This is a genomic window from Janthinobacterium sp. FW305-128, from assembly GCF_020858135.1.
GTDB lineage: Bacteria > Pseudomonadota > Gammaproteobacteria > Burkholderiales > Burkholderiaceae_D > Janthinobacterium.
On the sequence record NZ_JACYMK010000006.1, the window covers coordinates 139,202 to 161,547 of the forward strand.

24 protein-coding genes and 1 tRNA gene are annotated in these 22,346 nt (G+C 61.0%); 24 read left to right on the forward strand and 1 reads right to left on the reverse strand.

The features are described from left to right. Nucleotides 1-12 precede the first annotated feature (12 nt). Nucleotides 13-1,557, forward strand: a complete 1,545-nt coding sequence (locus tag IGS60_RS14320) for a 2-isopropylmalate synthase (protein WP_230505116.1) — start codon at nt 13-15, stop codon at nt 1,555-1,557. Nucleotides 1,558-1,633: 76 nt separating this feature from the next. On the opposite strand, the gene bamE is transcribed toward IGS60_RS14320, so the two are convergent. Further along, complete coding sequence (bamE, locus tag IGS60_RS14325; protein WP_230505119.1) at nt 1,634-2,131, reverse strand: outer membrane protein assembly factor BamE; 498 nt, start codon at nt 2,129-2,131, stop codon at nt 1,634-1,636. Between the two features lie 185 nt (nt 2,132-2,316). Between bamE and rpsO the strand changes: the two genes are divergently transcribed. The 23 genes from rpsO to nuoK all read left to right on the forward strand — a co-directional run bounded on the left by rpsO (nt 2,317) and on the right by nuoK (nt 22,346). Then, nucleotides 2,317-2,586: a 30S ribosomal protein S15 gene (gene rpsO / locus IGS60_RS14330; protein WP_010399743.1), complete on the forward strand. Its 270-nt coding sequence runs from the start codon at nt 2,317-2,319 to the stop codon at nt 2,584-2,586. A 232-nt stretch (nt 2,587-2,818) separates the two neighbouring features. After that, a complete protein-coding gene (gene pnp / locus IGS60_RS14335; protein ID WP_121670072.1) occupies nt 2,819-4,936 on the forward strand; it encodes a polyribonucleotide nucleotidyltransferase in 2,118 nt (705 codons plus the stop codon). Nucleotides 4,937-5,152: 216 nt separating this feature from the next. Further along, entirely contained in the window at nt 5,153-5,848 is a 696-nt protein-coding gene (locus IGS60_RS14340) for a hypothetical protein (RefSeq protein WP_230505121.1), read from the forward strand. Between the two features lie 9 nt (nt 5,849-5,857). Beyond that, nucleotides 5,858-6,154 carry a hypothetical protein gene (locus IGS60_RS14345; RefSeq protein WP_070224118.1) on the forward strand — a complete coding sequence of 99 codons (297 nt, stop codon included), beginning with the start codon at nt 5,858-5,860 and terminating at the stop codon, nt 6,152-6,154. A gap of 143 nt (nt 6,155-6,297) precedes the next feature. Further along, nucleotides 6,298-8,244: a methyl-accepting chemotaxis protein gene (locus IGS60_RS14350; RefSeq protein ID WP_230505123.1), complete on the forward strand. Its 1,947-nt coding sequence runs from the start codon at nt 6,298-6,300 to the stop codon at nt 8,242-8,244. 154 nt (nt 8,245-8,398) lie between these two features. Next, complete coding sequence (locus IGS60_RS14355; protein ID WP_230505125.1) at nt 8,399-8,608, forward strand: hypothetical protein; 210 nt, start codon at nt 8,399-8,401, stop codon at nt 8,606-8,608. A gap of 109 nt (nt 8,609-8,717) precedes the next feature. Continuing rightward, on the forward strand, nt 8,718-9,479 hold the full coding sequence (locus IGS60_RS14360; protein ID WP_070224115.1) for a DUF2807 domain-containing protein: 762 nt from the start codon (nt 8,718-8,720) through the stop codon (nt 9,477-9,479). Nucleotides 9,480-9,541: 62 nt separating this feature from the next. After that, entirely contained in the window at nt 9,542-10,150 is a 609-nt protein-coding gene (locus IGS60_RS14365) for a tetratricopeptide repeat protein (protein WP_070288760.1), read from the forward strand. Between the two features lie 73 nt (nt 10,151-10,223). After that, on the forward strand, nt 10,224-11,204 hold the full coding sequence (locus IGS60_RS14370) for an NAD(P)H-quinone oxidoreductase (protein WP_230505127.1): 981 nt from the start codon (nt 10,224-10,226) through the stop codon (nt 11,202-11,204). 73 nt (nt 11,205-11,277) lie between these two features. Continuing rightward, nucleotides 11,278-12,027, forward strand: a complete 750-nt coding sequence (gene tpiA, locus IGS60_RS14375) for a triose-phosphate isomerase (protein ID WP_230505129.1) — start codon at nt 11,278-11,280, stop codon at nt 12,025-12,027. Between the two features lie 28 nt (nt 12,028-12,055). After that, complete coding sequence (secG, locus tag IGS60_RS14380) at nt 12,056-12,460, forward strand: preprotein translocase subunit SecG (RefSeq protein WP_034749996.1); 405 nt, start codon at nt 12,056-12,058, stop codon at nt 12,458-12,460. Nucleotides 12,461-12,651: 191 nt separating this feature from the next. Continuing rightward, nucleotides 12,652-12,736: transfer RNA gene (locus tag IGS60_RS14385), tRNA-Leu, on the forward strand. 177 nt (nt 12,737-12,913) lie between these two features. Further along, entirely contained in the window at nt 12,914-13,273 is a 360-nt protein-coding gene (locus tag IGS60_RS14390; protein ID WP_010399734.1) for an NADH-quinone oxidoreductase subunit A, read from the forward strand. 3 nt (nt 13,274-13,276) lie between these two features. After that, nucleotides 13,277-13,753 (forward strand): NADH-quinone oxidoreductase subunit B family protein, encoded by a 477-nt coding sequence (locus IGS60_RS14395; RefSeq protein ID WP_010399733.1) that lies wholly within the window; start codon nt 13,277-13,279, stop codon nt 13,751-13,753. A 17-nt stretch (nt 13,754-13,770) separates the two neighbouring features. After that, nucleotides 13,771-14,364 (forward strand): NADH-quinone oxidoreductase subunit C, encoded by a 594-nt coding sequence (locus IGS60_RS14400; protein ID WP_070224111.1) that lies wholly within the window; start codon nt 13,771-13,773, stop codon nt 14,362-14,364. Continuing rightward, entirely contained in the window at nt 14,364-15,617 is a 1,254-nt protein-coding gene (locus IGS60_RS14405) for an NADH-quinone oxidoreductase subunit D (RefSeq protein WP_034749992.1), read from the forward strand. The genes IGS60_RS14400 and IGS60_RS14405 overlap by 1 nt, the downstream gene beginning before the upstream one ends. A 12-nt stretch (nt 15,618-15,629) precedes the next feature. Then, nucleotides 15,630-16,109, forward strand: coding sequence for an NADH-quinone oxidoreductase subunit NuoE (nuoE, locus tag IGS60_RS14410; RefSeq protein WP_035820520.1), 480 nt, complete (start codon nt 15,630-15,632; stop codon nt 16,107-16,109). Further along, entirely contained in the window at nt 16,106-17,401 is a 1,296-nt protein-coding gene (gene nuoF, locus IGS60_RS14415; protein WP_010399729.1) for an NADH-quinone oxidoreductase subunit NuoF, read from the forward strand. Before nuoE ends, nuoF begins: the two co-directional genes overlap by 4 nt. A gap of 22 nt (nt 17,402-17,423) precedes the next feature. Further along, nucleotides 17,424-19,757, forward strand: coding sequence for an NADH-quinone oxidoreductase subunit NuoG (gene nuoG, locus IGS60_RS14420; protein ID WP_230505131.1), 2,334 nt, complete (start codon nt 17,424-17,426; stop codon nt 19,755-19,757). Then, nucleotides 19,757-20,839 carry an NADH-quinone oxidoreductase subunit NuoH gene (nuoH, locus tag IGS60_RS14425; protein WP_070224109.1) on the forward strand — a complete coding sequence of 361 codons (1,083 nt, stop codon included), beginning with the start codon at nt 19,757-19,759 and terminating at the stop codon, nt 20,837-20,839. The genes nuoG and nuoH overlap by 1 nt, the downstream gene beginning before the upstream one ends. Nucleotides 20,840-20,853: 14 nt before the next feature. Then, the gene (gene nuoI, locus IGS60_RS14430; RefSeq protein ID WP_010399726.1) at nt 20,854-21,342 is read left to right on the forward strand and encodes an NADH-quinone oxidoreductase subunit NuoI; all 489 of its coding nucleotides are present in this window, start codon (nt 20,854-20,856) and stop codon (nt 21,340-21,342) included. 66 nt (nt 21,343-21,408) lie between these two features. Beyond that, nucleotides 21,409-22,041, forward strand: a complete 633-nt coding sequence (locus IGS60_RS14435) for an NADH-quinone oxidoreductase subunit J (protein ID WP_070224108.1) — start codon at nt 21,409-21,411, stop codon at nt 22,039-22,041. Next, nucleotides 22,038-22,346: an NADH-quinone oxidoreductase subunit NuoK gene (gene nuoK, locus IGS60_RS14440; protein ID WP_010399724.1), complete on the forward strand. Its 309-nt coding sequence runs from the start codon at nt 22,038-22,040 to the stop codon at nt 22,344-22,346. The genes IGS60_RS14435 and nuoK overlap by 4 nt, the downstream gene beginning before the upstream one ends.

Here is a 22,346-nt window from a genome sequence, read left to right on the forward strand (position 1 = left end):
CCAGGAGCAGCCATGAACACCAGCAACCGACTCATCATTTTTGACACCACCTTGCGCGACGGCGAGCAATCGCCGGGCGCCTCCATGACGCGCGAGGAAAAGCTGCGCATCGCCAAGCAGCTCGAGCGCATGAAGGTCGACGTGATCGAAGCGGGCTTCGCCGCCGCCTCGCAGGGCGACTTCGAGTCGATACGGGCGATTGCCGGCGCCGTGCGCGAATCGACCATCTGTTCGCTGTCGCGCGCCAACGACCGCGACATCGCCCGCGCCGCCGAAGCGCTGGCGCCCGCCGAGCGCAAGCGCATCCACACGTTTATCGCCACATCGCCCCTGCACATGCAGATGAAGCTGCGCATGACGCCCGAGGAAGTCCTGCTGCAGGCGCAGAACGCCGTGCGCTACGCGCGCCAGTTCACGGACGACATCGAATTCAGCCCCGAAGACGGCAGCCGCTCGGACGAGGATTTCCTCTGCCGCGTGCTCGAAGCCGTGATCGCCGAGGGCGCCACCACCATCAATTTCCCCGATACGGTGGGCTACGCCGTGCCTGAAATCTTCGGCAATACCATCAAGCGCTTGCGCGAACGCATACCGAACTCCGATAAAGCCATCTGGTCCGTCCATTGCCATAACGACCTGGGCCTGGCTGTGGCCAATTCGCTGGCCGGCGTCATGATCGGCGGCGCGCGGCAGATCGAATGCACGGTCAATGGCCTCGGTGAGCGGGCCGGCAATACGGCGCTGGAAGAAGTGGTGATGGCGCTGCGCACGCGCGCCGCCTATTACAACCTGACGGTGGGCATCGATACGACGCAAATCGTGGCCGCCTCGAAAATGGTGTCGCAAATTACGGGCTTTGCCGTGCAGCCGAACAAGGCCGTCGTCGGCGCGAACGCCTTTGCGCACGCGTCCGGCATCCACCAGGATGGCATTTTAAAGGCGCGCGAGACGTATGAAATCATGCGCGCCGAAGACGTGGGCTGGACGGCCAACAAGATCGTCCTCGGCAAACTGTCGGGCCGCAATGCCTTCAAGCAGCGCCTGCACGAGCTGGGCATCGCGCTCGAATCCGAGGCGGAAGTCAACGCCGCCTTCCTGCGCTTCAAGGAGCTGGCCGACCGCAAATCCGAGATTTTCGACGAAGACATCATGGCCCTCGTCAGCGAGGAGCAGCAGGCGCAGGAGAGTGAGCACTACCGTTTCATCTCCCTGGCCCAGCAGTCGACCACGGGCGCCGTGCCCCATGCGCGCGTGGAATTTCTCGTCGGCGGCGAACAGCGCAGCTGCGAGGGCAAGGGCGACGGCCCTGTCGACGCGACCGTCAACGCCATCGAAAGCGCGGCCGCCAGCGGTGCCGAACTGGTCTTGTTCTCCGTCAATGCCATCAGCACGGGCACGCAGTCGCAGGGCGAAGTCACGATGCGCCTGTCGCGCGACGGGCGCATCGTCAACGGCGTGGGTGCCGACCCCGACATCATCGTCGCGTCGGCCAAGGCGTATTTGTCGGCGCTGAATAAATTACACGCGAAAGACGAGCGCATCGACCCGCAGCCGTAAGCCGGGGTCAGACCCGCCGGGTCTGACCCCAGAATTTGCATTTGGGATAGGCGCTAGTCTTGGTGCAAGACGCTCGTCACCAGAAAAAGCGCCGCTCTTCCTTGGCCGGATCGGGCCCGTTCATCATCATGCGCACGATGCCGTCGTGGTCGAAGTGCACGTGCATCATGGAATCCCACACGCCCGATTCCTTGTAGCGGTAGGACCAGACGTAGAGCTTGGGCAGCGGCAGATACGATGTTTCCGTCGGGCGGCCCAGGGTGTGCAGCACGTCTTGCTGCGTCGACACGCCTACCTTGATGCGGGCAAAGCCCGGCGTGTCGAGCACCTGTTCGTAGGAAATCAACTTGTCGTCGGGGCCGAAGCGGGCCATATACGTGTACTGGCCGTACGGCCCCGTCGCGTATTCGAGTTCGGGCCCCGTGGACAACTGGTAGATATTCGTCGGACGGCCGAGGCGTGCTTCCACGGCGGTGCGCGGCTCGCCCGGCTGCGGTGGCGGGGCGTTCCAGCTGGCGCAGCCGGCCAGCACGGCAAACAGCAGTGGTGTTGCTAATTTGAGCAGTTTTTTCATGTTGGACCTCCTGAAATGCAGGAAAATCCTATCATGCACCGAGAAAAGCCCGCACGGCAGGATACAGGCGGGCATTTTTCCGATATACTTGCGCGTCTGGTTGGAAGCCTAGGCCAGTATTTTAATAATCGTAGTTCACGGTGGATAGGGTTCAGACTCTGTGCACCGCATGTGAAAGGTTTATCATGACAGTAGAAAACATCAACAAAGCCGCTATCATCGCGGACAACGCACGTGGTCAAAACGACACCGGCTCCCCTGAAGTGCAAGTTGCACTGCTGACAGCTCGCATCAACGAACTGAACGGCCACTTCAAAGCCCACTCGAAAGATCACCACTCCCGCCGCGGCCTGATCATGATGGTCAACCGTCGTAAGAGCCTGTTGTCCTACCTGAAGGCTAAAGACGCTACCCGTTATCGCGACCTGATCGCTAAACTTGGTCTGCGCAAGTAATTTTTGCCGTACAAGGTTTATACAGAAATGCCTGCGCCAGTTCGCTGACGCGGGCATTTTGTCATTTGAATTCCGGATTTATGTCGAGAAGTACAGTATTCTCTACCGATATCATGTTTTAAAAGTAAAGTAGCAAAGGTGGTAACAAGTAAAGGCAGCATTTTTACGCCGCCTGTGGTGAGGTGAACGACAGCCCCTGAAAATCTGTCGGCAATTAGAAAAGGGATACCCCATGTTTAACAAAGTTACGAAAACCTTCCAGTACGGTCAACATCAAGTGACCCTGGAAACCGGCGAAATCGCGCGTCAGGCATCCGGCGCAGTGCTGGTGTCGATCGAAGATACCGTCGTTCTGGCAACGGTGGTGGCACGCAAAGATGCCAAGCCAGGCCAGGATTTCTTCCCTTTGACGGTTGATTATGTCGAAAAAACCTATGCTGCCGGTAAAATTCCGGGTGGTTTTTTCAAGCGCGAAGGCCGTCCTTCCGAAAAAGAAACACTGACATCGCGTCTGATCGACCGTCCTATCCGTCCGCTGTTCCCGGAAGGCTACCTGAATGAAGTGCAAGTCATCATTCACGTGCTGTCGGTCAACCCTGAAATCGATCCGGACATCGCCGCCATGATCGGCGCATCGGCCGCCCTGTGCGTGTCTGGCGTGCCTTTCAACGGTCCTATCGGCGCCGCGCGCGTCGGTTACGCCAACGGCCAGTACATCCTGAACCCGACCGTCCAGCAACTGAAAACGTCGGAAATGGACCTGGTTGTCGCCGGTACCGAAACGGCCGTGCTGATGGTCGAATCGGAAGCGAAACAGCTGTCCGAAGAAATCATGCTGGGCGCCGTGGTCTTCGGCCACGACCAGATGAAAGTCGTCATCGACGCGATTCACGACCTGGTGCGTGACGGCGGCAAGCCGGAAGTGGAATGGGCGCCTGCGCCGAAAAACGAAGCACTGATCGCCCGCGTCGCGCATTTCGCCAACGCCAAGATCAATGATGCGTATCAAACCAAGGACAAGCAAGAGCGTACGGCCAAGCTGAAAGCAGCGACGTCGGAAGTGCTGGCCGACCTGTCGGCTGAAGCGGCTGCTGCCGGCGGCGCGTCGATCGACAGCGCTGAAGTGAACAACATCCTGTTCGACATCGAAGCCAAGATCGTGCGTACGCAGATCCTGGACGGCGAGCCACGCATCGACGGCCGCGACACGCGCACCGTGCGTCCGATCTCGATCCGCACCAGCGTGTTGCCACGCACCCACGGTTCGGCGCTGTTTACGCGCGGCGAAACGCAGGCGCTGGTCGTGGCAACGTTGGGCACCGCCCGCGACAGCCAGAAGATCGATGCGCTGATGGGCGAGTTCACCGATTCGTTCATGCTGCATTACAACATGCCTCCGTTCGCCACCGGCGAAACGGGCCGTGTCGGTACGCCAAAACGCCGCGAAATCGGCCACGGCCGCCTGGCCAAGCGCGCGCTGATCGCCGCTCTGCCAGCAGCCGAAGAGTTCAGCTACTCGGTGCGCCTGGTGTCGGAAATCACGGAATCGAACGGTTCCTCGTCGATGGCATCGGTGTGCGGCGGCTGCCTGGCACTGATGGACGCCGGCGTGCCGATGAAAGAACACGTGGCCGGTATCGCCATGGGCCTGATCAAGGAAGGCGGCAAGTTTGCCGTGCTGTCCGACATCCTGGGCGACGAAGATCACCTGGGCGACATGGACTTCAAGGTAGCCGGTACCCGCAACGGTATCACGGCACTGCAGATGGACATCAAGATCATGGGCATCACCAAGGAAATCATGCAAGTGGCGCTGGCGCAAGCCAAGGAAGGCCGCGAGCACATCCTGGGTGAAATGCAAAAAGCCATGCCGCACGTCAAAACCGAACTGTCCGATTTCGCACCGCGTCTGATCACCATCAAGATCAACCCGGAAAAAATCCGTGACGTGATCGGCAAGGGCGGCGCCGTGATCCGCGCGCTGACCGAAGAGACGGGCACCCAGATCGACATCAGCGACGAAGGCGTGGTCACCATCGCTTCCGTCGATGCTGCCGCCGGCCAGGAAGCCAAGCGCCGCATCGAAGAACTGACGGCCTCCGTCGAAGTGGGCAAGACCTACGAAGGCACCGTGCTGAAACTGCTGGACTTCGGCGCCATCGTGCAAGTCATGCCAGGCAAGGACGGCTTGCTGCACATCTCGCAGATCGCCAACGAGCGCGTCAACGCCGTGGCCGACTACCTGAAAGAAGGCCAGCTGGTCCGCGTCAAAGTGCTGGAAACGGACGACCGCGGCCGCCTGAAGCTGTCGATGAAAGCTGCCGAAGGCAACGAAGCGCCAGCCGCTTAATTTCCTTCGGGTTCGCCTGAATGCGGCCTCGGCCGCATGCTCAACAACCGCCAGCGCGCAAGCCCTGGCGGTTTTTTTATGCGCGGCGTTTGCGCTGTATCGAAGGTGTATGCCGACGCGTGCACCGGCATTGATCCAGCGCGTATCGGCCGCTGCCGCGCCTTGTAGATTCGAAGTGGGATTTTCCCTCGAACGAGTCTTCCAAGGAGATGCAGCATGCGCACATTCTGCGGGCTGGCCGCCGCCTTTCTGCTTGCCGTCGCGCCCGGCGCCTGGGCGCAGCTGGACAACGCACCCACGCCGGTGCCGCTGCCCATCCCCATCGCCGCCGCGTCTGGGGCCATGCCGGCGCAAGACCTCGACGCCTTGCGCGCCGTGCATGCGCGCGAAATCAATGACCTCAGCACCTTCAGGACGGCGGGCTTGCCGCGTGAGGCTATCGACTCCTATCTCGATAGCGGACCAGGGCAGCAATTTTTGCGCGAACTGCGCGCCGCCGATCCTGCCGCCTCGGCCGACACCCTCTATGCGCGGGCCGTCGAGCAGCTCGCGTCCGGCAGCACCTTGCCGGACCTGCAGCCCATGGCTGCCGCGCTGGTAAAAATCGTGCCGCATGGCCAGAATGTGTCGCCGTATTCGCCATACTTCACCACCAGCGCGCAGTTGCAGCTGGCCTCGGGCCGCTGCGCCACCCTGGCCGACTGCTTCGGCTTGCCCTTGAAGAGCGAGGCGCCGCTGTATGATGTGTATCAGATCATGCCCAAGGGCACCGTCAACGTGTTCGTCAGCCAGGTCGCGCCGACGGAAGAGTTGGGCGGGCTGGTGCGGCGCAAGGGCGGGGCGCAGCAGTATTTGCTCCCCAACCGCAGCTTGTGGTCGGCCCCCGTGCTGATCGGCACGATCAAGAATTGAGGAGAGAAGATGGATCAGCAGCGTTTGCAAGCCCATGCCGCCGAATTGGAGCAGTTGCTGGCGCGCCTGGCGAGCGCCGACGGCGAAGTGGCCGACCTGCGCAGCGCGCTCGAGCCGCTGCTGGCCCTGGCGGGCAGCGGTGCCTTGAGCGCACCGCTGCCGTGGGGCGATATCCCCGGCGGGCGCTATTTTACGGAGGGCGGCTTGCGCCGGTACCCTGAGCTGGAACAGGCATTTGCCCGCTTCCGCATCGAAGCGACGGGCGGCGATTCGCCGGCTCTGCGCAAGCTGCGCGGCGAGATATAGTTAGTATTTTATTATCGGGTGCTTAATATAAGGTATCAATTGTTGTTTATGGGTAATCGAGAGTCGGTATTGCTTGACGACAAAATCTTATTCCCTGACCATGGCGCATCCCTCCCGATTTTCTCTTTTTTATTGGATGCACCATGTTGTCCTCCCTTAAGGCGCGGCTGATCGCCATTGCCGTTTCAATCGTCGTGCTGGCCATGCTGGCCGTCGCCATCGCCAATTTCTTCACGACGCGCGCAAGTACCCTGGCCGCGCTCGACACGCAGATGCTGCAGTTGTCGCACAGCCATGCGCAAGCCATCGCCGAATGGCTGCGTTCCAAGCAAGCCGTCGTGGGCTCGCTCAAGCAGGGCGCCACGGCGGCCGATCCCTTGCCGGCGCTGAAGGCGGCCGAGCAGGCAGGCACGTTCGACATGGCGTATATCGGCTTTGCCGACAAGCACGCCGTCTTTTCGCAGGAGCGCAAGCGCGCCGCCGACTACGATCCCACGGCACGGCCCTGGTACAAGCTGGCGTCCGAAGTGGGCGGCCCCATCATCACGGCGCCGTATATCGGCGCCAGCACGGGCAAGCTGGTGGTGACGTTTGCCGAGCCGCTGGGCGGCAAGGGCAGCGTGACGGGCGTGATGGCGGCCGATGTGATGATGGATGCTGTCGTGCAAAACGTCGCCTCGATCAAGCCGACGGCATCCAGCTACGCCTTCCTTGTCGACGGCGGCGGCAAGATCATCGCCCACCCGGACGGCAAGCTGACCCTGAAGCCGCTGGCCGAACTGGACCCGGGCCTGAGCGCGCAGGCGCTGGCCGATATCGAAAAGAGCGGCGACGGCGCCGCCATCCGCCTGGGCGACCGTAACGGCATCTTGCATGTGAGTAAAGTGCCAGGCAGCGACTGGCTGCTGGCCACCGTGCTGGACCGGGCGGAAGCCACGCAAGCCTTGAGTTCCATGCTGCGCGCCTCGGCCCTGACGGCGCTGCTGGTGCTGGCCCTGGCCGCCACGGTACTGAGCGTGCTGGTGGCGCGCGCCTTGCGCCGCCTGGGCCTGGTGCGCGACGCCATGGAAGCGATCGCCACGGGCGACGGCGACCTGACCAGCCGCCTCGACGCGGAAGGTTCGGACGAGCTGGCGCAGATCGCCAAGGCCTTTAATTTGTTCGTCGAAAAGATCGCCACCGTGCTGGTACAGATCCGCAGCATCAGCACCCTGGTGCGCAGCGAATCGGCCGATATCGCCGCCGGCAATGCCGACCTGTCCTCGCGCACGGAAGCACAGGCGGGCGCGCTGGAGGAAACAGCCAGCTCGATGGATGAGCTGACCTCGACGGTGAAACAGAATGCGGAAAACGCGCATGCGGCCAACGAACTGGCCGTGTCCGCCTCGGAAGTGGCGGCCAAGGGCGGCCGCGTGGTGCAGCAGGTGGTGGGCACCATGGCCGGCATCCAGGAAAGCTCGCGCAAGATCGTCGACATCATCGGCGTGATCGACGGCATCGCCTTCCAGACGAATATCCTGGCCCTGAACGCGGCCGTCGAGGCGGCACGCGCGGGCGAGCAGGGCAGGGGCTTTGCCGTGGTCGCGTCCGAAGTGCGCAACCTGGCGCAACGCTCCGCTGGCGCGGCGAAGGAAATCAAGGAATTGATCGGCGATTCGGTGGAGAAGGTCGATGCGGGCGGCCGCCTCGTCAATGAAGCGGGCCAGACCATGGATCAGGTGGTGGCCTCGGTGCAGCAACTGACGACCATCATGAGCGAGATCACGGTGGCCAGCCGCGAACAGAGCGCCGGCATCGGCGAGATCAATACGGCCGTCACGCACATGGACACCATGACGCAGCAAAACGCTGCCCTCGTCGAGCAAGCGGCGGCCGCCGCGGAAAGCCTGCAGGAACAGGCCGTGGACCTGGCGCAAGCCGTCGGTATGTTCCGCCTGGGCGATGCTGGCCCTGCTGCGGCATCCGCACCGGTGGCGCGCCTCAAGGCGAAGCCAGCCGCGCCAGCGCCGCGCGCGCCGGCCCGTGCGCTGTCGCCGGCCAAGCCCGTCAAGGCGGCCAAGTCCGGCGCAGACGAGTGGGAAGAGTTTTAAGCTGCAAGCGCAGCGATCTGCGCGTTCATCCGCGTTTTTGTCAGGCTAGCCTGCCAAAAGCGCAGTTCGTCGCAATCGGCGTGTCTGGCGGGGGCGGTATGGCTATAGTGACACCATACCGCAAGCCCACTGCCAGACACCCGAGGAGAACAACATGAACGTCGCTAAAAACATGGAAATCATCGCCGTTGCCGCCGCCATCGTGCTCGGCGCCGGCTGCTACGCCATCGCTCCGGCCGCCCCGGCCCTGCAAGTGGCCAGTTCCACGGCCACCGTGGCTGCGCCAGCAAACAAGGCTGCCATGCAAGTGGTGATCGTCAAGGCCAGGCGCCTGAACGCGGCCGAAAAAGCCCGTTTCGCATAATTGATTGCCAGTCATTTTCCGCGCTGCTAGAGTGCAAGGCGCGATGCAATGCCGGCCGCCCGACGCGGGCGCCGCAAGACATAAAAACAAGATACCGAGGATGCACTACATGAAAAAGATACTGCAACTGGCGCTGCTGTTCCTGGCGACACTGGGCCTGGTGCGCGGCGTGGCCGCCGAGACCCGCTTGCTGGAAATGCGCAACGTCGACGCCCGCGTGGTGCGGGTCAAGCTCGACGGCGTGATGGAGGTGCGCATCCGCCAGGGCAACGTGCCTTCGCTGAGCATCACGGCCGACAAGCGCTACATCGCCGATGTCAGCACGGCGCAAAGCGGCGACACCCTGCACATCGAAACGGAAGTGCGCGGCTTCAAGCTCGGCCCTTCGTCGATCCGCGCCGACCTGGTCTTGCCGAACCTGCGCGAACTGAGTTCCGAAGGTTTCGGCAGCACCGACATCACGGGTTTCAAGGGCGAGGAGCTGACCTTGTCGCTGGAAGGGGCGGGCAGCATCAAGCTGGTGGGCGACTACCGCAAGCTCAATGCCAGCCTGGGCGGCGTGGGCAGCATGCAGCTGTGGATCGGCAACAATGAGCGCGCCGAGCTGGACTTGCAGGGCGCCGGTTCCGTGGTGCTGGGCGGACGCGGACGCCTGCTGAAAGCGAGCCTGGGCGGCCTGGGCAGCCTGAACGCGCAGCAGTTCGAAGTCGATGCCGTCAACCTGGAATTGAGCGGCCTGGGTAATGCTACGGTGAATGCCCATACGAATGCCAAGCTGAACCTGAGCGGACTCGGTTCGGTGGTGGTGTACGGCAAACCGGCCAATCGCGATGTCAGCGTCGAGGGCCTGGGCAAAGTTAGCTGGAAGTAAAAGCATCCTGCCGCAGGCCTTCTGCAGGACAAGAATAAGTTGTCAGACCACATCCCATTCCGATGAAAAAACTGATCATTACATTACTCATGCTGTTGACGATACAGCTACCCGCGCGGGCCGGCTTCGCCGAAGGCGCCAGCGCCTACAACAACAAGAATTACGCGCTGGCTTACAAGGAAATATTGCCCCTTGCTAAGACCGGCAATGCCGATGCCCAGCATTTGCTGGGTTTGATGTATTACATGGGGCGGGGCTTGCCGCAGGATTACAAGCAAGCCATGTTCTGGCACCGCAAGGCGGCCGAGCAGGGCAAGGCCGATGCCCAGTACGTGGTGGGCGCCATGTATTACACGGGCAACGCCGTGCTGCAGGATCACAAGCAGGCTGTCGGCTGGTTCCGCAAGGCCGCCGAGCAGAACCATGCCGAGGCGCAGCAGGTGCTGGGCCTGATGTACCGCTATCACATGGGTGGCGTGCAGCAGGACAATGTCATCGCCTACATGCTGTGGAACCTGGCGGCGGCGAATGGCAACGCGAATGCGGCCGACCAGCGCGCCGCCGTGGTGCGCAAGATGACGCATGAGCAGGTCGAGGAAGGGCAGGCCCTGTCGGCCCAATGGAAGCCGGGCACGCCCTTGCCGCGCCAGTCGAAAACGGGCGGTGGCTGAGAGGTCATGTGGCGGCCTGCAAGGGTGGACGGCTTGGCGTACAATCGCCGTTTTCCCTTGAAAGAGTCCCGCCATGCGTGCAGTTGCCATCAGCCAGCCAGGTCCCGCCGACGTTTTGCAGATCGCCGAACGTCCCACGCCGCAATATAAGGCGGGCGAACTGTTGATCAAGGTGCATGCGGCCGGCATCAACCGCCCCGACGTGCTGCAGCGCCTGGGCAAGTATGCGCCGCCTGCGGGCGCCTCCGACTTGCCGGGCCTGGAAGTGGCGGGCGAAGTCGTCGATGGCGATTTCAGCAACACGGCATTCAAGAAGGGCGACCTCGTCTGCGCGCTGGTGCAGGGCGGCGGCTATGCCGAATACTGCGCCGCACCCGCCGGCCAGTGCCTGCCCTTGCCGAAAGGCTTGACGGCGCTGGAAGGCGCGTCCCTGCCGGAAAACTTCTTTACCGTCTGGAGCAATGTGTTCGACCGCTGCGCGCTGGCCGATGGCGAAACGTTATTGGTGCAGGGCGGCACGTCCGGCATCGGCGTGACGGCCATTCAATTGGCAGCCGCGCTCGGCCACCGCGTGTTCGCCACGGCGGGCAGCGACGAGAAGGCGCGCGCCTGCGAGGCGCTGGGCGCCGAACGCGGTATCAATTACCGCACGGAGGATTTCGTCGCCGTCGTCAAGGAATTGACCGATGGCAAAGGTGTCGACGTCATCCTCGACATGGTGGGCGGCGACTACCTGCCGCGCGAAATCGATAGCCTGGCCGATGATGGCCGCATCGGCCTGATCGCCGTGCAGGGCGGCACCAAGGCGGAACTGGACCTGGGCGCCTTGCTGCGCCGCCGCCTGACGGTGACAGGCTCCACCTTGCGCCCCCGTTCCGTCGCCTTCAAGGCGGCCATCGCGCACCACCTGCGCACGACCGTCTGGCCGCTGATCGAGGCGGGCAAGATCAAGCCCGTGATCTATCAAACTTTCCCGTTGGAAAAGGCCAACGAGGCGCATGCCTTGATGGAAGCGAGCACGCACGTGGGCAAGATCATGTTGCAAGTTGCCTGAAACGGGGCACTGCCTGTTTGACCGGCATCGGTGCCGGAGTTAGAATGACGGGTTATTAAGAATTTAGGCTACTATGCGTCGCAAACTCGTCGTCGGAAATTGGAAAATGAACGGCAGTCGCACCTCGAACGCGGTGTTATTGTCTGAAATAGTTGCTGGCCTGGCTGCTTCTGGCGCCGCCAGCGCCGTCTGTGTGCCTGCGCCGTATCTGGCGCAGTGCCAGGCGCAATTGGCAGGCACGGCGCTGGGCTGGGGCGCGCAGGATGTGTCCGCGCACGCCAGCGGCGCCTACACGGGCGAAATCTCGGCCGCCATGCTGCAGGATTTCGGTTGCGGCTATGTGGTGATCGGGCATTCCGAGCGCCGCGCCTACCATGGCGAGAGCGATGCGCAGGTGGCGGCCAAGACGGTTGCAGCGCTGGCGGCAGGCATCACGCCTATCGTCTGCATCGGCGAGACGCTGGCGCAGCGCGAAGCGGGCCAGACCGACGCGGTCGTGGCGCAGCAGCTGGGTGCCGTGCTGGCGGCCATTTCCGCCGACGACGTGGCAAAGCTGGTGCTGGCCTACGAGCCGGTCTGGGCCATCGGCACGGGCAAGACGGCCACGCCGCAGATGGCGCAGGACGTGCATCAGGTATTGCGCGCCCAGCTGGCAGAAAAGAATGCGGTAGCGGCCGCCGGCGTGCAGATCCTGTACGGCGGCAGCATGAAGCCGGAGAACGCAAAAGAATTGATGGCGATGCCGGATATCGATGGCGGTCTGATCGGTGGAGCAGCATTGAAGGCGGCGGATTTCCTGGCGATTATTCACGCCGCCGATTGAATTAATTTAAACTAAGAATGGAATTGCAATGAACATGATGTTCAATCTGGTAGTGGTAGTACAGGTTATTTCGGCATTGTCGATTATCGCGCTGGTGTTGCTGCAGCACGGCAAGGGCGCCGACATGGGTGCCGCCTTCGGCTCGGGCGCCTCGGGCAGCCTGTTCGGTGCGACGGGTTCGTCGAACTTCATGTCGAAATCGACGGGCGTTGCCGCCGCGATCTTTTTCGGCGCCACGCTGGCACTGTCGCTGATGGCCAATCAGCGCGCCACCACGGTGGGCGGCGGCGTGATGGACAAAGTCGTCAAGCCAGTGCCGGTCACCGGCGCGGGCGCGATCCCGACGACGGTACCTGCGGCAGCCCCGGCGGCCAGCGCTCCAGCGGCGGCGGCACCGGTTGCCAGCACCCCGGCAGGCGCGATTCCGAAGTAATTCTGTAGCAACTCGATACCTCATCGAGAGTAATTCTCATTACGGGCAGATTATTGCTCAATGTTTCAGCAGTGCGGCAGGAAAAAATCGTGACGCGCTGGAAGATGTAAAAATTTATCGTTTTTATCTGTGTTTTGATGCATTTGTGCATTAACTTTAGCAGCAAAGCAGAGTAGAATACGGGCCTTACCGCCGACGTGGTGAAATTGGTAGACACGCTATCTTGAGGGGGTAGTGGCGCAAGCTGTACGAGTTCGAGTCTCGTCGTCGGCACCAGAAATCAGAAGCCAGCAACGGCGCACGAGCCATGGCTCGTACAAAGTTGCTGGCTTTTTTTACGAGGATGTGTCGTTCGATCCTGGTCTTAGCTTTGATTGGGGTCGTGCGTTAGATACGCTGCAAATGATCGCAGCGTCCTCATTTAACCGATCGTTCAATATAAGCTTATCAATCGTGAACCTCGAAAATTACTTCCCCGTCCTGCTGTTCATTATTATCGGCCTCGGTGTCGGTATCGCTCCCCAGCTCCTGGGGCGCCTGTTAGGTCCTAACAAGCCTGACGCAGCAAAACTCTCCCCGTACGAATGTGGTTTTGAAGCATTCGAAGACGCGCGCATGAAATTCGATGTGCGCTACTATCTGGTCGCAATCCTGTTTATTTTGTTCGATCTGGAAACGGCATTCTTTTTCCCATGGGGCGTTGCAATGCGCGACCTGGGCTGGGCCGGTTTCGTCACGATGATGGTGTTCATCGCTGAATTCGTGGTCGGATTTTGGTACATTTGGAAGAAAGGTGCCCTTGACTGGGAATAAGCCATGGCTATTGAAGGCGTATTAAGCGAAGGTTTCATCACCACCTCGGCCGACAAGCTGATCAACTGGGCGCGCACCGGGTCTATGTTCCCGATGACGTTCGGTCTGGCCTGCTGTGCGGTCGAAATGATGCATGTGGGCGCAGCCCGCTACGATATGGACCGTTTCGGCGTCGTGTTTCGTCCGTCGCCGCGTCAGTCCGACGTCATGATCGTTGCCGGCACCCTGTGCAACAAGATGGCGCCGGCCCTGCGCAAGGTCTACGACCAGATGGCAGAGCCACGCTGGGTCATCTCGATGGGTTCCTGCGCCAATGGCGGCGGGTACTACCATTACTCCTATTCCGTGGTGCGCGGTTGCGACCGCATCGTGCCCGTCGACGTGTATGTGCCTGGCTGTCCGCCGACCGCTGAAGCCTTGCTGTACGGCATCATGCAGTTGCAGAACAAGATCAAGCGTACCAGCACGATCGCACGCTAACCGGGCCGCTTCAGATTATGACAACACATTTAGAAGTATTGCAAAACGCCCTCGGCACTGCCCTGGGCGATCGCGTTAGCACGACGGTTGCGCTGGGCGAAGTCACCTTGCAGGTCAAGGCCGAGGACTACCTGGCCGTGATGCAGACCTTGCGCGATGACCCGAGCCTGCATTTCGAGCAATTGCTCGACCTGTGCGGCGTCGACTACTCGACCTATGGCGACGGCAGCTGGGACGGCCTGCGTTTCGCGGCCGTTTCGCACTTGCTGTCGGTCAAGCACAACTGGCGCGTGCGCGTGCGCGTGTTCGCGCCCGACGACGACATGCCGCTGCTGCCCTCCGTGGTCGGCATCTGGCGCGCCGTCAACTGGTACGAGCGCGAAGCGTTCGACCTGCTGGGCATCCTCTTCGAAGGCCACAACGACTTGCGCCGCCTGCTGACCGACTACGGTTTCATCGGCCATCCGTTCCGCAAGGATTTCCCCGTCTCCGGCTATGTCGAGATGCGTTACGATCCGGAACAAAAGCGCGTGATTTACCAGCCCGTGACGATCGAGCCGCGGGAAAACGTGCCGCGCGTGATCCGCGAAGAACATTACGGGATGAAATAATGGCTGAGATTAAGAACTACACCCTGAACTTTGGGCCACAGCATCCGGCCGCGCACGGTGTGCTGCGCCTGGTGCTGGAGATGGATGGCGAAGTCATCCAGCGTGCCGACCCGCATATCGGCCTGCTGCACCGCGCCACCGAAAAGCTGGCCGAACAGAAGACCTACCTGCAATCCGTGCCGTACATGGACCGTCTCGACTATGTGTCGATGATGTGCAATGAACATGCGTACGTGATGGCCATCGAAAAGATGCTGGGTCTGGAAGTGCCGCTGCGCGCGCAATACATCCGCGTCATGTTCGACGAGATGACGCGCATCCTGAATCACCTGATGTGGCTCGGCACCCACGCGCTGGACGTTGGCGCCATGGGCCCGTTCCTGTACTGCTTCCGCGACCGCGAAGACTTGTTCGACGCCTACGAGGCAGTGTCGGGCGCGCGCATGCACGCGGCCTACTACCGCCCGGGCGGCGTGTACCGCGACCTGCCGGACGCGATGCCGCAGCACAAGGCGTCGATCATCCGCAACGCCAAGGCCATCGGCAAGCTCAACGAAAACCGCCAGGGTTCGCTGCTGGACTTCATCGAAGACTTCGCGCGCCGCTTCCCGAACTCGGTGGACGAGTACGAAACCCTGCTGACCGACAACCGTATCTGGAAACAGCGTACCGTCGGCATCGGCGTGGTCTCGCCGGAAGATGCGCTGGCCATGGGCTTTACGGGCGCCATGTTGCGCGGCTCGGGCGTGCAGTGGGATTTGCGCAAGAAACAGCCGTACGAAGTGTACGACCTGATGGATTTCGACATTCCTATCGGCACCAACGGCGATTGCTACGACCGCTACCTGGTCCGCGTGGAAGAGCTGCGCCAGTCGAACCGCATCATCAAGCAATGCGTGGAGTGGCTGCGCAACAATGAAGGTCCTGTCATGACCAGCAACCGCAAGGTGGCGCCTCCGGGCCGCGTCGACATGAAGACCAACATGGAATCGCTGATTCACCACTTCAAGCTGTTCACGGAAGGTTTCCACGTGCCGCCAGGCGAGGCCTACAGCGCCGTGGAGCATCCGAAGGGCGAGTTCGGCGTGTACCTGGTGTCCGATGGCGCCAACAAGCCGTACCGCATGAAACTGCGCGCGCCAGACTACGCCCACTTGCAGTCGCTCGACGAGATGGCGCGTGGGCACATGCTTGCCGACGCCGTGACCATCATCGGGACGCAAGATATCGTGTTCGGCAGTATTGACCGCTAAGAGGCAAAAAGTATGTTGTTATCAGAGCAATGCTATAAGAAAATTGACCGCGAGCTGGCCAAGTACCCGGCCGACCAGCGTCAGTCGGCCGTCATGGCCGCGCTGGCCCATGCCCAGGATGAACTGGGCTGGCTGGCGCCGGAAACCATGAAGGAACTGGCCGATTACATCGGCATGCCGGCGATCGCCGTGCAGGAAGTGGCCACGTTCTACAATATGTACAACGTGAAACCCGTGGGCAAGCACAAGATCACCGTGTGCACCAACCTGCCATGCGCCCTGTCGGGCGGCGTGCGCGCTGCAGAGTACCTGAAGCAGAAACTCGGTATCGATTTCCGCGAAACCACCGCAGATGGCCAGTTCACCCTGGTTGAGGGCGAGTGCATGGGTGCTTGCGGCGATGCGCCGGTCTTGCTGGTCAGTAATAAAACCATGTGCAGCTGGATGTCGAACGAGAAAATCGACGCCATGCTGGAGGAACTCAAGAAATGACGTCACTCCACAACCGCCATATCGATCCATTGATCCTGAAGGATCTGGATGGCAAGAACTGGCATTTGCAAGATTATGTGAACCGCGGCGGCTATTCGGCCCTGCGGCGTATCCTGGAAGAGAAAATCACGCCGGAACAGATCATCGCCGACCTCAAGGCCTCGTCCTTGCGCGGCCGTGGCGGCGCGGGTTTCCCTACCGGCTTGAAGTGGAGCTTCATGCCGCGCCAGTTCCCGGGTCAGAAATACCTCGTCTGCAATACAGATGAAGGCGAACCGGGCACTTTCAAGGACCGCGACATCATTCGTTACAATCCCCATGCCCTGATCGAAGGCATGGCCATTGGCGCTTATGCGATGGGCATCACCGTCGGTTATAACTATATCCACGGTGAAATCTTCCAGGAATACCTGCGTTTCGAAGAAGCGCTGGAAGAGGCGCGCGCCGCCGGTTTCCTGGGCGACAAGATCATGGGCAGCGAGTTCTCGTTCCAGTTGCATGCGCACCATGGTTATGGCGCCTACATCTGCGGCGAAGAAACGGCCCTGCTCGAATCGCTGGAAGGCAAGAAAGGCCAGCCGCGCTTCAAGCCGCCTTTCCCCGCCTCGTTCGGCCTGTACGGCAAGCCGACGACGATCAACAACACGGAAACCTTCGCGGCCGTGCCATTCGTGCTGAACATCGGCCCAGAGAAATACCTGGCGATGGGCAAGCCGAACAATGGCGGTTCGAAGATCTTCTCGATCTCGGGCGACGTGGAAAAACCGGGCAACTACGAAGTACCGCTCGGCACCCCGTTTGCGACCCTGCTGGAACTGGCAGGCGGCATGCGCGGTGGCAAAAAGATCAAGGCCGTGATTCCTGGCGGCTCGTCCGCGCCGGTGATCCGCGGCGACATCATGATGCAGACCGACCTGGACTATGACTCGATCGCGAAAGCCGGTTCGATGTTGGGTTCGGGCGCCGTCATCGTGATGGACGAAACACGCTGCATGGTGAAGGCGCTGGAACGCCTGTCCTACTTCTACTTTGAAGAATCGTGCGGCCAGTGTACGCCTTGCCGTGAAGGCACAGGCTGGATGTACCGCATGGTGCACCGCATCGAGCAGGGGCAGGGTCGTCCAGACGACCTGGACATGCTCAACTCGATCGCCGACAACATCCAGGGCCGCACCATTTGCGCGCTGGGCGATGCGGCTGCCATGCCGGTACGGGCCTTCATTAAGAATTTCCGTGAAGAATTTGAATATCATATCGAGCACAAGCATTGCTTAGTGCCCGCATATATCTAAGCTGCGTCAGGTAACGATCACCATGGTTGAAATCGAAATAGACGGCAAAAAAGTCGAAGTCCCTGCTGGTAGCATGGTGATGGACGCCGCCAACAAATTGGGAACCTACATTCCGCACTTCTGCTATCACAAGAAATTGTCGATCGCAGCGAACTGCCGCATGTGCCTGGTCGAAGTGGAAAAGGCGCCCAAGCCTTTGCCCGCTTGCGCGACCCCGGTCAGTGCCGGCATGATCGTGCGCTCCGCCAGCGATAAAGCTGTGCAGGCGCAAAAGTCGGTCATGGAATTCTTGCTGATTAACCACCCGCTCGATTGCCCTATCTGCGATCAGGGCGGCGAATGCCAGTTGCAAGACTTGGCCGTCGGTTACGGCAAGAGCGAATCGCGCTACAAGGAAGACAAGCGCGTCGTCACGCCGAAGGAAGCCGGTCCGCTGGTCTCCATGCAAGAGATGTCGCGCTGCATCCAGTGCACCCGCTGCGTGCGCTTTGGCCAGGAAGTGGCCGGCGTGATGGAGCTGGGTATGATCGGCCGCGGCGAACACTCGGAAATCGTGTCGTTTGTCGGCCAGACGGTCGACTCCGAACTGTCAGGCAATATGATCGACCTGTGCCCGGTCGGCGCACTGACCTCGAAGCCGTTCCGCTACAGCGCCCGTACGTGGGAACTGTCGCGCCGCAAATCGGTCAGCCCGCATGACGGCCTCGGCTCGAACCTGATCGTGCAAGTGAAAGCTGGCAAGGTCAAGCGCGTACTGCCGCTGGAAAACGAAGCCGTCAACGAGTGCTGGATCTCGGACAAGGACCGTTTCTCGTACGAAGCGCTGGACAGCGCCGAACGCCTGACATCCCCGATGCTGAAACAAGGCAACGAGTGGAAAGAAGTCGATTGGCAGACCGCGCTGGAATACGTGGCGCACGGTTTGAAAAATATCAAGCACGAGCATGGCGCTGACGCCATCGCCGCGCTGGCCACCCCGCATTCGACCGTCGAAGAGCTGGTCCTGCTGCAAAAAGTCGTCCACGGCCTCGGTTCCGAGCACGTCGACTTCCGCCTGCGCCAGACCGACTTCGCGCTGGACGCCAGCGTGAAACCATGGCTGGGCATGCCGATCAACGAATTTGGCCAGATCAAGCGCGCCTTCGTCATCGGTTCGTTCCTGCGCAAGGATCACCCATTGCTGGCCACGCGTTTGCGCGCGTCCGTCAAGGGCGGCGCCAAGCTGTCGATCCTGCACGCCTCCGACGATGATCAACTGATCACCATCGCCAACAAGATGATCGTCGCGCCAAGCGATTGGCTGGCGGCCTTGTCGGAAGTGGTCGTCGCTGTTGCTAAAGCGAAAGAAATCACCGCGCCAGCCGGTTTTGAAGCAGTTGTTGCTTCGGACGTGGCCGTCGCCATCGCCGCCAGCCTGATGGCCGGCGACCACGGCGCCGTGCTGCTGGGTAACGCGGCAACGCAACACCCGCAAGCGTCGCAACTGCATGCTGCCGCGCAATGGATCGCCGAACAGACGGGCGCCAAGCTCGGTTACCTGACGGAAGCGGCCAACACGGTAGGCGCGCACCTGGTCGCCAAGCCGCGCGCCAACGTGCAAGCCGCCTTTGCTGCTCCGAAAAAAGCCTACGTGCTGCTGCACGCCGAGCCGGAACTCGATGCCGCCAATCCGCAAGCGGCCCGCGCCGCCCTCGATGGCGCCGACATGGTCGTGGCGATGTCTGCTTTCAAGCACGGCATGGATTACGCCGACGTGCTGCTGCCGATTTCCCCGTTCGCTGAAACCTCGGGCACCTTCGTCAACTGCGAAGGCCGCGCGCAAAGCTTCAACGGCACCGTCAAGCCGCTGGCGGAAACCCGTCCAGCCTGGAAAGTGCTGCGCGTCCTGGGCAACATCCTGGGCCTGGCCGGTTTCGACTACGACACCTCGGAAGCGATCCGCGACGAAGCGTTCGGCGCCGGCGTGACCGATCTGTCGGCACAGCTGAACAATATCGCCAAGAACGCACCGGAAGCGGCAAGCTACGCACCGGCTTCGCCAGCGCTGCAACGCATCGCCGACGTGCCGATCTACTTCGCCGACGCGCTGGTCCGCCGTTCCGAACCGCTGCTGCGCACGGTCGACGGCGCCGCGCCGCAAGCCCATCTGTCGCCGGCATTGGCCGAGAAGCTGGGCATCAAGGCGGGCGACAAGGTCAAAGTGGCGCAAGGCTCCGGCAGCGCCATCCTGGTGGCGGCACTTCATGCCGGCCTGCCAGCCAATGTGGTCAAAGTGTCGGCGGCGCATGCCTCGACGGCCAGCCTGGGCGGCATGTTCGGTGACATCACAGTTGAAACAGCAGAGGGGAAAATCTGATGGCTCTGCCTGAATTTGTAAACGTCATCAACAGCAGCGGCCAGGATCTGCTGGGTGGCTCGTGGCCGTTCTTCTGGACCCTGATCAAGATCCTGTGCGTGCTGTTGCCGCTGATGGGCCTGGTTGCCTACCTGACCTTGTGGGAACGCAAGCTGATCGGCTGGATCCAGATCCGCGTCGGCCCGAACCGCGTCGGCCCCTTGGGCTTGCTGCAGCCGATCGCCGATGCGCTGAAACTCTTGTTCAAAGAGATCATCATCCCGTCCAAGGCCGCCAAAGGCCTGTTCGTGATCGGCCCGATCATGACCATCATGCCGGCCCTGGCCGCCTGGTCGGTCGTGCCCTTCGGTCCGCAAGCCGTGCTGGCCAATGTCAACGCCGGCTTGCTGATGCTGCTGGCGATTACCTCGATGGAAGTCTACGGCATCATCATCGCCGGCTGGGCCTCGAACTCGAAGTACTCGTTCATGGGCGCCATGCGCGCTTCGGCACAGATGATTTCGTATGAAATCCCGATGGGCTTCGTGATGGTCATCGTGCTGATGGTCTCGGGCAGCCTGAACTTCATCGACATCGTCGGTGGCCAGCAGATCGGCTTCTTCGCCGACAAGGGCGTCAATTTCATGTCGTGGAACTGGCTGCCGCTGCTGCCGATGTTCGTCATCTACCTGGTGTCGGGCCTGGCTGAAGCCAACCGTCACCCGTTCGACGTCGTCGAAGGCGAGTCGGAAATCGTGGCCGGCCACATGGTCGAGTACTCGGGCATGGCCTACGCCATGTTCATGCTGGCCGAATACGCCAACATGATCCTGATCGGCGCCCTGGCTTCGATCATGTTCCTCGGTGGCTGGTCCGCACCATTTGCTTTCCTGGAGTTCTGGGGTGGTTTCGGCGGCTTCTTCTGGCTGTTCGCCAAGACCTTCTTCATCGTGTCGGTGTTCATCTGGGTACGCGGTACGTTCCCACGCTACCGTTATGACCAGATCATGCGCCTCGGCTGGAAAGTGTTTATCCCGTTGACGCTGGTCTACCTGGTCTTCGTCGCTGCCTGGATGCAGACATCCTGGAATATTTGGAAGTAAGAGAGTGCATACGAATGGATAAGGTAAAAGATTTCTTCAGCAGCCTCTTGTTAGGCGAGCTGATCAAGGGCATGGCGCTGACAGGCAAGTACATGTTTTCGCGCAAGATCACGGTGCAATTCCCGGAAGAGAAGACACCGATCTCGCCGCGTTTCCGTGGCTTGCACGCGCTGCGCCGCTACCCGAACGGCGAGGAACGTTGCATCGCCTGCAAACTGTGCGAAGCGGTTTGCCCGGCGATGGCCATCACGATCGAATCGGAACAGCGTGACGACGGTTCGCGCCGTACCACGCGTTACGATATCGACTTGACCAAGTGCATCTTCTGCGGTTTCTGCGAAGAGTCCTGCCCGGTCGATTCGATCGTCGAGACGCAAATCCTGGAATACCACGGCGAGAAACGCGGGGATTTGTATTACACGAAAGAGATGTTGCTGGCCGTGGGTGATCGTTATGAAAATGACATCGCCGCTGCGCGCGCCGCCGACGCACCTTATCGCTGATGGATGCGCCGCAGCCCCAAAGCTGCGGCGCGCCCCTCGTTCATCTGTACGTCTATTGGGTTTTTTATGGACTTTAAAACAATTTTGTTTTACGCCTTCGCGCTGATCTTGATTCTGGCAGCGACGCGCGTCATCACGGCCCGTAATCCGGTCCACGCAGTACTGTTTTTGGTACTGTCCTTCTTCTCCGCGGCCGGCATCTGGATGCTGCTGCAAGCTGAATTCCTGGCCATCGTGCTGGTATTGGTGTATGTCGGCGCCGTGATGGTGCTGTTCCTGTTCGTGGTCATGATGCTCGATATCAATATCGACCGCATGCGCGAAGGCTTCTGGGGCTACTTGCCACTGTCGGTGACGGTGGGCGTGATCATCGTGCTGGAAATGGCCGCCGTCCTGTGGCACGGTTTCCGCAACTTTGCGCCTAGCGTCGCACCGGTGAACGTCAACCTGGGCGGCACCAAGGAACTGGGCCTGCTGATCTACACGAAATACGTGTTCGCCTTCGAGATCGCCGCCGTCGTGCTGCTGGTGGCCATCGTTGCCGCAGTCGCACTGACCCTGCGCAAACGCAAGGACACCAAGCATTTTGCTCCAGGCGATGCCGTGCGCGTCAAGCGCAACGACCGCCTGAAGATCATCAAGATGGACGCGGTCGTCGAGCGTCCTGCGGCTGAGCCGGAAGTTAAGGAGGCACCATGACATTATCGCTCACACATTTTCTGGTCCTGGGCGCGATCCTGTTCGCAATCTCGATCGTCGGTATTTTCCTGAACCGCAAGAACATCATCGTATTGCTGATGGCAATCGAATTGATGCTGCTGGCGGTGAATATGAATTTCATCGCGTTCTCCCATTTCATGGGCGACGCGGCCGGTCAGATCTTCGTTTTCTTCATCCTGACGGTTGCCGCCGCTGAGTCGGCTATCGGTCTGGCTATTCTGGTGGTGATGTTCCGTAATCTGGATACCATCAACGTCGAAGACCTGGACAGCCTCAAAGGCTGA